Annotated in this window: 9 protein-coding genes; 3 read left to right on the forward strand and 6 right to left on the reverse strand. The window is 33.8% G+C overall.

Annotated features, from left to right (window positions below; translation table 11 throughout):
- Window positions 1-2709, reverse strand: a 2709-nt coding sequence (locus Z053_RS29250) for a M43 family zinc metalloprotease (protein ID WP_152538386.1), incomplete at its 3' end; no start/stop codon positions are given.
- Between the two features lie 718 nt (window positions 2710-3427).
- On the opposite strand from Z053_RS29250, the gene Z053_RS0123940 reads away from it, so the two are divergent.
- Window positions 3428-4300, forward strand: a complete 873-nt coding sequence (locus Z053_RS0123940) for a type IV pili methyl-accepting chemotaxis transducer N-terminal domain-containing protein (RefSeq protein WP_025667500.1) — start codon at window positions 3428-3430, stop codon at window positions 4298-4300.
- Window positions 4301-4373: 73 nt separating this feature from the next.
- On the opposite strand, the gene secA is transcribed toward Z053_RS0123940, so the two are convergent.
- The 5 genes from secA to Z053_RS31645 all read right to left on the reverse strand — a co-directional run bounded on the left by secA (window position 4374) and on the right by Z053_RS31645 (window position 9543).
- Entirely contained in the window at window positions 4374-7730 is a 3357-nt protein-coding gene (gene secA / locus Z053_RS0123945) for a preprotein translocase subunit SecA (RefSeq protein WP_025667501.1), read from the reverse strand.
- Window positions 7731-7960: 230 nt separating this feature from the next.
- Window positions 7961-8182: a DUF2795 domain-containing protein gene (locus Z053_RS0123950; protein ID WP_008272287.1), complete on the reverse strand. Its 222-nt coding sequence runs from the start codon at window positions 8180-8182 to the stop codon at window positions 7961-7963.
- Between the two features lie 138 nt (window positions 8183-8320).
- Window positions 8321-8896: a cob(I)yrinic acid a,c-diamide adenosyltransferase gene (locus Z053_RS0123955; protein WP_025667502.1), complete on the reverse strand. Its 576-nt coding sequence runs from the start codon at window positions 8894-8896 to the stop codon at window positions 8321-8323.
- A gap of 30 nt (window positions 8897-8926) precedes the next feature.
- A complete protein-coding gene (locus Z053_RS0123960) occupies window positions 8927-9361 on the reverse strand; it encodes a GNAT family N-acetyltransferase (protein WP_025667503.1) in 435 nt (144 codons plus the stop codon).
- A gap of 14 nt (window positions 9362-9375) precedes the next feature.
- Window positions 9376-9543, reverse strand: coding sequence for a hypothetical protein (locus Z053_RS31645; protein ID WP_160170143.1), 168 nt, complete (start codon window positions 9541-9543; stop codon window positions 9376-9378).
- 264 nt (window positions 9544-9807) lie between these two features.
- Here Z053_RS31645 and recR point away from each other — a divergent pair, with 264 nt between their 5' ends.
- Together recR and Z053_RS0123975 are read left to right on the forward strand one after the other, a co-directional pair.
- Entirely contained in the window at window positions 9808-10428 is a 621-nt protein-coding gene (gene recR / locus Z053_RS0123970) for a recombination mediator RecR (RefSeq protein WP_025667504.1), read from the forward strand.
- A 138-nt stretch (window positions 10429-10566) separates the two neighbouring features.
- Window positions 10567-11901 carry a dihydrolipoamide acetyltransferase family protein gene (locus Z053_RS0123975; RefSeq protein WP_025667505.1) on the forward strand — a complete coding sequence of 445 codons (1335 nt, stop codon included), beginning with the start codon at window positions 10567-10569 and terminating at the stop codon, window positions 11899-11901.
- Window positions 11902-11940 lie beyond the last annotated feature (39 nt).

The following is an 11940-nucleotide window of genomic DNA, read 5'->3' on the forward strand; positions in this document are numbered from 1 at the left end:
ATATTCGTCTGATACACTTTTCCCGTTAGAATCACATACATTACAAGGTGTACATGACCCACCACAATCTATTCCTGTCTCATCTCCATTTTGGATACCATCATCACAAGAAGATGTTGTCTCTGAAATTATGATCCCATAATCAGCTGTATTTCCACTATCATATGAACCACAAGCAGCATCTCCATCGGTTCCATCTACAAAGTGACCAATAACCCTTAATCCTACTTTTTTACCTACAGCGGCATTATCAGGTACTGTAATATTGGCTGTAAAAGAATATTCATCGTTTGTGTAATCAGCATAATTTACAACTTGGGTAGCTACCAGTTCATTATCAGAAAACACACTATCAAAGTTCCAATCTGCCCATACACGCACTCTATTTACATCACTAGTCCCGCCATTGCCACGTTCTGTTTTAATGGTAATAGGATAGGATTTTCCGGTCTCTAGAGTTGTAAATACGGTATCATAGTAATCACCCGCTCTACTTTTAAGAGGAGCATGGTCTATTGTGCTTAAGGTAACATGATTTACATTAAAATAACCTCCGAATTTTGGTTCACTATCACAGTAGTTTAATGCCGAAGTAATGTAGTCTGTTTTTGTAAGCGTTTTATTTATTCCATTGGCTGTTGTCACTTTTAGAGTAACATCATAAGTTCCTCCTTCAGGAAATATGATATTAGAAGGACTTTTATTGGTAGAAGTAGCAGGTTGCCCTCCTTCAAATGACCATAACCACGAGGTAATAGAATCTCCGTTATCGGTTATAGTAAGATCAGAAAATGCCACACCTTGTGAGAAATTAACAGTGGTAGGAGTTCCCGAAAATTCCATAGAAAAAGTAGCATTTTGATCTATGATATTTAACCCATAATCTTCAGATTCACCACTATCAATACTACTACATGCTGTATCACCAGCATTATTTTGTACATAGTGCGCCAGAATTCTAAAAGCTGTATTTCCTAAAACAGCATCTGCGGGAATAGTGATATTGGTAGTATATTTGTAATCTCCATTAGCATCAACACTACTATTGGCATATGCGTGAGATATTATTAGTTCATTATCCTCATAAATAAAATTATTATTCCAGTCGAACCACCCTTGTATTCTTAAATTATCGCCAGCACCACCATTACCTTTGTTAGTTGTAATCGTTAGAGGGTAAGTTTTTCCTTGTTTAGCTGGGTATTTAAGGCTTTTTGTATAATTAGAGATTCCGTCGTATCCAGATGGATTTGTTCTACCATCAAATTCGACATTAGTAATGTGGGTATAGACTGCGTATGATATATTTACATTACAGTATTCTGTATATACATCATTAAAGTTTACTTTTAAGTTATCTAAACTCTTTTTATATAATTGAGTTACTCCACCAGTTACTATAGGATCTAAGAAAGTAAAAGAAAGATTCGTTACAGAGTTGGCTAGATTATGATTAGAAGCTGTATTATCCAGGTGTATAGTCGCAGAAGTGTTACTGTTTATTACAATTCTGGGGGTTAAACCTGCGGGTAGATTGGCTACTGTATAATCGGTATTAAGCACCATATTTCCAGAGTTCTTTGTAAACGTACAGTCCTCACAAGTGATATCAATAGTACTTTCTATAATCCCATCATTAAGATAACGTTCTTCAAATATTGCTCCAGAGGTAGCGATACGAGCACCTAAATCAGAAGCCAATCCAGTAGCGGTTAGATTGGTGTTTGTCCATAATGTATTTCTAGTCGATGAATTGTCCAAAGCATTGACCATTCGGGAAACTTGTCCTTGTGTAAACATTTTGTAACAATCTGTATAGTCCATGAAATTCTCACTATTGATTTCCTGATTCAGACAATTTTTTAGCACTGTACAATTGGTTCTTGAAGAACTTTTTTTGTGAGAAGGAGTATCGGCAACACCATCTCCATCATTAGGATCATTATTACATACTCCTTTGTCAAAAGTATGAGGTAAATCAAAATAATGCCCAAATTCGTGAGTTAATACTGATCTGAAATTCTCATTAGTATTATTTCCCAAATAGCTTCCATTGTATACTATCCGAGCAATATTAGCAGCAGACATAGTAGTATTTGGATACCATGCTACCCCCGAATTGTAGAAATCTCCATCATTGTATAAATCTCTGGTAATGTATATGTTACAGTATTTGTAATTGTCCCAGGCTACTTTGGCTACAACAGGAGAGCCGTAGTTCCCCATTCCCGAGGCTTTATCATAGAATATAACTCCTGTGGTAGGATTGCCGTTAGGATCAAGTTGTGCGAGTTTAAATGTCACATCCAGAGGTTGTTTGATAGCATCGAAAGGAGCATCAATAGTACTATAATCTGCATTAAGTCCCTGAAAATCCTCATTGGTTTTTTGTAGAGCATCTTCAATAATCGCTTTGGTAACAGTACTTCCGCTATTAAACTCGGTACCAAATACATGAAATACGACAGGTATTACATATGATTTTGGGTTTTGACTACTTTTCATTCGTGAGGCACTTTGCCTCAATGCTTTAATTTCTGTTTTTGCATATGGATCTGCCTCATATAGTTTTTGCATTTGTTCTTCCATTTTACACATGTTGGGTTCAGTATTTTGAGCATTGATATGTAAACAGGAGAGTAATAAAGACCATAAGATCAAATGCCTTATGCTTAGATAGTTTCTTTTAAAATGAGTTTGTGTTTTCATGATTAGTTAAAATTTGTGCTTGTTAATAAATTATTAAATTTTGGTTAAATGTATAGTTATGATGGTGATTGTCAAACTAGTACCTACCAGTATTTTATAAGGTAAAAACGCATATTTTTTATGGTTTACCGGTAGATTTGTGAGTGTTGTGTTTTTTGATTTCAATAAAAAATCAATTGATTGTTAGATGATTGTACTAGATTTATATGAGATCAATCATAGTTAACAGGTAGCGAAGAATCTATTTAGAATACAATTAATTGTACTTTAATTTTTTGCACTTACTTCTTTATATAGTATATGAGATTCTTTTGAATTGGTAGAAACTGTTTGAGTAAATTTTAAGTACAAGAAGAACAGATATATTCATATTGCTATAGCTGGGTAGTTACTTATTTCGGCTTAACAAAAAAAATCTGTACTCTATTTTCTTTATGCCTACAGGTTTTTGAAACTACTTATCGAAGGATTTTATTTTTTTTCAATAAAAAATCATAATAAAAATCAAAATTAGTACTGGTAAACAGTAAGATAAGTGCCGACATACCTATTTAAGGGCACTTATAGACTGATAAAAATCATATTTACGAAACATAGTCTGAAATATTTTTGCGCTGCAAATCAATAAGAAAACCCCAAAAAATATGAAGATAAATTAATCTCTTATGATTTGTTTGAGAATTATAAACTAAATAACAGAACCATAAAGCCAATATAAATGAATAACGAAAGAAAAGCCCCCAGATCAATACTAATTTTATTTGTGATAGGATTAGTATATGCCAGTTCATTAAGTCTTCATGCACAATTAAACGATAAATATGGATCATTGTCATTTAACAATGCTATAAATGTTTCGGGTAAACAACGTATGCTTACTCAAAAAATGTCTAAAGCGTATTTATACTTACTTAATAATGCTAATGATGCGAAGGTGAAGAGAGATTTACTGTCGAGTAAGATTATTTTTGAAGAACAAAACCGTGTTCTTTTACAAAATACCCAGTTTAAGGGAACTATTGAAAAATTAACCAGGGTTAATGAATTATGGAAAGAATTTAAAGTACTTATTGAAGCACAACCAAGTTATGAGAATGCAAAGAAAGTTATAGAAACAAATACAGATCTTCTTAAAGCTGCAGATGCAGTGGTGTCTTCTATAATTTTAGAATCTAAAAACTCTCTTCAAAGCATTAAGGATAATATAAATGATTCTCATTTAATCGAAGATAGATTAGAGTTAGAAGGCATCATAAATATATCAGGAAGACAGCGAATGCTTTCTCAACGATTGGCATTTTATTATTATGCAAATCAAATGGAATTGAAAAATAAAAACTCTTATCAGATGCTTAATAATGCTTTTCATGAACTAGATGGAGCAATTAACAAGTTTTTGATTTGCAAGTTTAATACTCCAGAAATTGATGAAAAAATAGGATTGACTTTTTCTCAATGGAACGTGATCAAAAAAAATAGAAATAAATTAAATAATCAAGAATTTACAGATGAAGAAATCTATAAAATGAGTAACGAGCTTACTCGATTATTTAATGACATGACATATTTATACGAGAAAATAAAAATATGATAGAACATCTAAAGCTATAAACGCAAAAGCCGGAAGAATAAACTTCCGGCTTTTGTATTACATAATAAAGGGTTTATTCATTTACAAGTACCCATTCTCCTTTTTCGATTAGCGGGATTGCTTGTTTGTATTTTACGGTTTTATTTTCTCCACTCATCACATGTTTGATAGTTACTCTATCATTACGTCCTATTTTTGGTTGTTCTCGCACGATAGTTTCAGTGACTTGAGGTTTACCTTGTGTTTGTCCTGCAGCTCTATTTTGTGCTGCACGTTCATCCATATTAGGGATTTCTTCTTTAGAAGTTTCTAACTTCTCTTTTCTTCGCACCTGGCGAGCTTCAGAAATATCCTGAGTATTACCAGTAGGTAATTCTCCTTTAAATAAGAATGAAATCACATCTTTATTTACCTCTTCGATCATAGCTTTAAACAACTCAAAAGCTTCAAACTTGTAGATTAATAAAGGATCTTTTTGCTCATGAACAGCTAGCTGTACACTTTGCTTTAACTCATCCATTTTACGAAGATGTGTTTTCCAGGCATCATCAATAATGGCAAGTGTAATATTTTTCTCGAAATCGGTAATGAGTTGTTTTCCTTCAGACTCATATGCTTTTTGCAAATCGGTAGCAACATTAATACTTTTTACTCCATCTGTAAATGGTACTAAGATTCTTTCATACTTACTGGAAGGATCTTCATATACTTGTTTAATAACGGGGTAAGCAGCATCTGCATTACGTTTCATTTTATCTTGGTAATGCTCATATGCAATTTTATAAATTTCTCCCGAAATCTTTAAAGCATCCATTTTTTCGAATTCTTCTGCAGAAATCGGACTACTCATAGAGAAATATCGGATTAATTCGAATTCGAAATTTTTAAAGTCCTGAGCAGCTTTATTCCCTTCTGTGATTACTTCTACAGTATCATAGATCATATTGGCAATATCAACACGTAAACGCTCTCCAAACAAAGCATGATAACGACGTTTATATACGACTTCACGCTGTGCATTCATTACATCATCATATTCTAATAATCGTTTACGAACACCAAAGTTATTTTCTTCTACTTTTTTCTGAGCTCTTTCGATAGATTTAGAGATCATAGAATGTTGAATTACTTCACCTTCTTTTAATCCCATTCTATCCATCATTTTGGCAATACGCTCAGAACCAAATAAACGCATTAGGTTGTCTTCTAACGATACATAGAACTGAGAACTACCTGGATCTCCTTGTCGACCGGCACGACCACGCAACTGTCTGTCTACACGTCGAGAATCATGACGCTCTGTACCAACAATTGCAAGTCCACCTGCAGCTTTTACTTCATCAGATAATTTAATATCTGTACCACGACCAGCCATATTGGTCGCGATAGTTACTACACCTGCATTACCAGCCTCGGCAACAATATCGGCTTCTTTCTTATGGAGTTTCGCATTCAATACATTATGTGGGACTTTACGAATCGTAAGCATTCGCCCTAATAATTCCGAAATTTCTACAGAAGTAGTACCAATTAGTACAGGTCTTCCTGCACGAGATAGTTCGGTAACTTCTTCGATAACGGCATTGTATTTTTCGCGTTTGGTTTTGTATACCAAATCTTCTCTGTCATGTCTAGCTATAGGTCGGTTGGTCGGTATTTCTACTACGTCGAGTTTATAGATTTCCCAAAGCTCTCCTGCTTCGGTTACTGCAGTACCTGTCATACCAGATAATTTACCGTACATACGGAAATAGTTCTGAAGTGTCACAGTAGCAAAAGTCTGAGTTGCATCTTCAATCTTTACATTTTCTTTGGCTTCAATAGCTTGGTGCAGTCCATCACTGTATCGACGTCCGTCCATAATACGACCCGTCTGTTCATCTACAATTTTTACTTTATTATCCATCACCACATATTCTACATCCTTTTCGAATAAAGAATATGCTTTTAATAGTTGACGTAAGGTGTGAATGCGTTCACTTTTTACACTATATTCTCTAAAAAGATCTTCTTTCTTTTCTGCTTCTTCTTCTTTGGATAATTCTAAACCTTCAATTTTAGCTATTTCCATACCAATTTGTGGTAGTACGAAGAAATCCGGATCATCTTTTCCCGAAAGATAATCTACACCTTTATCAGTAAGATCTATCTGATTGTTTTTCTCTTCTATTACATAATACAGATCGGCATCAATTTTATGCATTTCTCTGTTATTATCTTGCATATAGAAGTTTTCTGTCTTTTGAAGTAACATTTTTACTCCTTCCTCACTTAAAAACTTAATTAAAGCTTTATTTTTAGGGATCCCTCGGTATACTTGTAGTAATTTAAAACCTCCTTCTTTGGCATCACCTTCTTTAATTAATTTTTTAGCTTCAGCTAAAACAGTAGTAAGGTATTTTTGTTGTACCGAAACAATATCAGCAATTTTTGGCTTTAACTCATCAAATTCGTGGATATCTCCTTTTGGGATAGGTCCAGAAATAATTAGTGGTGTACGGGCATCATCAATTAATACAGAATCTACTTCATCTATAATTGCATAATTATGAGGGCGTTGTACCAGATCTTCTGGAGCGTGAGACATATTATCACGTAGATAATCAAATCCAAATTCATTGTTGGTTCCGTATGTGATATCTGCATTATAAGCTGCTCTACGTTCTGCAGAGTTAGGTCTGTGATTATCAATACAGTCTACGGTAAGTCCATGAAACTGAAAAATAGGAGCCATCCACTCACTATCACGACGAGCAAGGTAATCATTTACTGTTACCAGGTGAACACCATTACCAGATAATGCATTAAGGTATACTGGGAGTGTTGCTACCAAGGTTTTACCTTCTCCTGTTTGCATTTCTGCTACTTTTCCTTCGTGTAGTGTAATACCTCCGACAAGTTGTACATCATAATGGATCATATCCCATTTTACTTCTTTACCAGCTGCATCCCAACTTGTTGCCCAAATAGCTTGTTCGCCATCAAGAGTAATATGATCTCTGGTACCAGAGAGTTCTCGATCGTAAGCAGAAGCCGTAACTTTTATTGATTCATTATTAGCAAAACGCTTTGCGGTTTCTTTTACTACGGCAAAAGCTTCAGGAAGAATCTCGTCTAAAGCTTTTTCTGTAGCTTCATATGCTTCTTCTTTTAATTTGTCTATTTCACCATAGATATCTTCTTTTCTGTCGATATCTTCTGTGTTATTGGCTTCTTCGGTAAGCGTTTCTATTTCTGCATTGATCTTTGTACGTGCTTCGTTTATTCTATTTTTAAAATCAACAGTTTTAGCGCGTAATTCATCATGAGAAAGGCCTTCAATTGCCTTTTCTGCTTGTTTTATCAATTCGACCTTTGGTTGAATTTCTTTGATATCTTTTTTGGACTTATCTCCAACAAATACTTTTAATACAGAATCTAAAATTCCCATAATTTTATGGTTGTGTGTTTAATGAGATTTTAATTTCAAAACGAAACTAATTGGTTCCTTATCTACTTAAGGTAACATGCTAATCTGACTTCAATATCTGAAGTCTATCACTATCTCAGGACCTAAGTGGTCATATTATACAATACTTTTAAGCCGTAAATAGCCATAAAGTGGCATAATTTACGCAAAAAAAAAGCCTCTTGCGAGACTTTTAATACTATTTCATTTATTTAATATTCATCCTCATTCCAAAGATAATCTTCATCTGTAGGATAATCAGGCCATATTTCCTCTATAGAGTCATACGAATCTCCTTCATCTTCAATTGCTTGTAGATTTTCTACAACCTCCAGAGGTGCTCCAGTACGAATTGCATAATCTATTAACTCGTCTTTTGTAGCAGGCCAAGGTGCATCACTTAAATAAGATGCTAATTCTAAAGTCCAATACATATGTTTACTGGTTTAATTTTTTGCAAAAATAATTTTTTAGTTTAAAAAGTCAAGTAAAAAATTAATTATTTAAACAATAATTATAAGAACGTGATTTTTTAGGGAGTTTCCCTTACTAATTTTAACAGTTATTAAATTTTAAGAATTCTTTTTAGGAATCCACTCAATTTCTTCTGCTTTAAGATCGTGGGACAACTTTCGTGCCAGTACAAAAAGATAGTCAGATAGTCGGTTTAAGTAATGCAGTGTTGTTTCTTCAAAAGGGTTTATTTCATAGAGTGCCGTTGCTAAACGCTCTGCTCTTCGGCATACACAACGAGCAATGTGACAGAATGACACGGTTTGATGCCCTCCCGGTAATACAAAATGTGTCATTGGCGGTAAAGATTCGTTCATTCTGTCGATTTCTTTTTCTAATAGCTCAATATCTTCTGTAGAAATAGTAGGTATGTTTAGTCTTTTTTGCCCGCTTTTTAGTATAGCTTTTTCAGGGTCAGTTGCTAAAACAGCTCCAACAGTAAAAAGTTTATCCTGTATATTAATTAATATTTTCTTACTTAGTTCATCAATTTTTTGATCTCTGATAAGTCCAATATGTGAATTAAGCTCGTCAACAGTACCATAACTGTCGATACGAATATGATGTTTAGGTACTCTGGTTCCACCAAAAAGGGCAGTGGTTCCTTTATCACCGGTTTTAGTATATATTTTCATTGAATTGCATGTTTGTTTAATAGATGATAGCTACTTAACTAATAAAAGTACATCCTTAGTATAGTTTTGATTACACCATTTGTGTTTAGCATGTATTTTATCCGGAATTTCGTAATTGTGTGTTTTTTGGTCTAGAAAACCAAACTTATTATAAAAATGCTGAAGATGTTCAAAAGGAAGGCACCATATCTTTTTATGTTGTTCATGATTTTTTAATAAATGCAAGATGATCTTCTCTGCAATTCCCATACCTCGAAATTGACCCAATACATACATTCCTCCTAATTCTAAGTTGTTTTGATCAATATTAACAACTCTTCCCAGTCCACATTTCACACCTTCAACCTCTGCTAAAGCAATATATTCGGTAGAATAATCTGACACTACAAAATCTATGTTTTGATAAGTGTTATTTACCCATTCTATATCTTTTGGTGTAGCTTTTCTAACAAATGTTTGTTTCATTTTATAGAATATAGTTATTTTCTCTTTTTCTTTTTTTGATAGTTCTGTCTAAAATTACGTTTTTCACGATCATACAGTTTATTTTTATTTCGTTTGGTGTTCCAGGATACTGCTACGAATAAAATAGCAATAACTATAATCATTAAAATTAACTGTGTTTCTTCAGAAAGAGTATCTAACATTACTTTTACTTTTGGAGTAAAAGTAACAAAAAGGCCTTAATTGTATAGTTAAGATTATCATAGTTTATACCTCAAAATTAAATTTATATCAAGTTTTCTTACGCACTGCGAACTTTCATTTTTTCCTCTGTTAATGTCTTTTATAATTAGCTGGTGCGGTTATAGGGATAAAAAATGTCATTATGATATAAAAACATAATTTTTTGTTTAAAGAATGGAACTCTGGGCGGAGTTGATCATTAAAAATGCTAAATTTGTTGCGCTATGGAATTTTCTTCAAAATTATTAGAGAATGCAGTTTATGAAATGTCTCAATTACCAGGGATAGGAAAACGTACTGCACTTCGATTAGTATTACATTTACTTAGGCAGCCAGAAACCCAGACCCAACACTTAACCAAAGCTTTGGGAGTATTGCGAGAGGATATTAAATTTTGCACTACATGTCATAGTATCAGTGATACAAATATTTGCGATATCTGTAGTAACCCAAGTAGAAATCGTGAAATTATCTGTGTAGTAGAAGATATACGAGATGTAATGGCTATAGAGAGTACGGGTCAATTTAGAGGATTGTATCATGTTTTGGGAGGTAAGATAAGTCCATTAGATGGTATTGGTCCACAAGAATTAAATATTAGTTCTTTGATCGAGAAAGTTAAATCTGGAGAAATACAAGAATTGATATTTGCATTAAGTGCAACCATGGAAGGGGATACTACTAATTTCTATATGTATAAACAGTTAGAAGGAATAGATATAAAAACCTCTACCATTGCCAGAGGAATTGGTGTTAATGATGAGTTAGAATATGCAGATGAAGTTACTTTGGGAAGAAGTATACTTAATCGAATTCCTTTTGAGAATGCATTAAAGAGTCCTTGATTTGCATATATTTAGAAGTATCTGTAAACTTGAAGATATAGATGTTAAGTAAATTTTAATACGAAAAAAATAATTTTTAAGCCGAATTTTAATTAAATTCGCAAAAAACATAACTTATAAACACTTTTGATTAAGAATATGGCAAAATTTGAGCTGAAACTTCCAAAAATGGGTGAGAGTGTTGCAGAGGCAACAATAACAACTTGGTTAAAAGAAGTTGGGGATACTATTGAATTAGATGATGCAGTTGTTGAAATAGCAACTGATAAAGTAGATAGTGAGGTGCCTAGTGAGGTAGAAGGTGTACTGGTAGAAAAACTTTTTGATGTTGATGATGTAGTACAGGTAGGCCAGGTTATAGCTGTAATAGAGACTGAAGGTGAGGGAGCTATAGAATCAACTCCGCAAGAAACTACTGCCAAAGTAGAGGAAACTCCAAAAGAAGCAGAAGTATTAGAAACACAAATCGCAGAAACAGTAGTGGCAGGAAATGCAACCGATTTTTCTGGGAGTAGTAAGTTTTATTCTCCGTTAGTAAAGAATATTGCTGCGACAGAAAATGTTTCCTTAAATGAATTAGAAGCTATTTCGGGAACAGGTAAGGATGGTCGTGTTACCAAAAATGATATTTTACAATTTGTAGATGATCGCAAAAACGGAAAAATAAAAACGCAGCCTGTAAAAGAAGAAATAAAGGCAAAACCAGAAGCAACTCCAGCTAAAAAGGAAGAAGTAGCTAAAGCAGCACCGGTTGTAGCATCAGGAGAAGACGAGATTATAGAAATGACCAGAATGGGCAAACTTATTGCACATCATATGGTCGAATCTGTACAGACTTCTGCTCATGTGCAGTCATTTATAGAAGCCGATGTAACCAATATCTGGAATTGGAGAAAGAAAGTAAAAGGAGATTTCATGAAGAGAGAAGGGGAGAACCTTACGTTTACTCCTATTTTTATGGAAGCAGTTGCTAAAGCATTAAAAGATTTCCCGATGATGAATATCTCTATCTCTGGAGATACAATTATCAAAAAGAAAAATATAAACCTGGGTATGGCAGCAGCTTTACCAGATGGTAATTTAATTGTACCTGTGATTAAGAATGCAGATCAATTAAATTTGGTAGGAATGACCAAAGCGGTTAATGATCTTGCAAATAGAGCACGTAATAACGCTTTAAAACCAGATGATATACAAGGCGGTACGTATACAGTAACTAATGTGGGTACATTCGGAAGCATTATGGGGACACCAATTATTAATCAACCACAGGTAGGTATTTTGGCTTTGGGAGCGATTAGAAAGGTTCCTGCTGTAATAGAAACACCAGAAGGGGACTTTATTGGTATTCGATATAAAATGTTCTTATCACACTCTTATGATCACAGAGTTGTTAACGGAGCGCTAGGAGGGCAGTTTGTACAACGTGTAAAAGACTATCTGGAAGCCTGGGATGTGAATAGAGAGTTTTAAGAAACATTATTCTAAAATAAATACAAACCACGATAATAG

The organism is Aquimarina megaterium XH134, from assembly GCF_000520975.1.
GTDB lineage: Bacteria > Bacteroidota > Bacteroidia > Flavobacteriales > Flavobacteriaceae > Aquimarina > Aquimarina megaterium.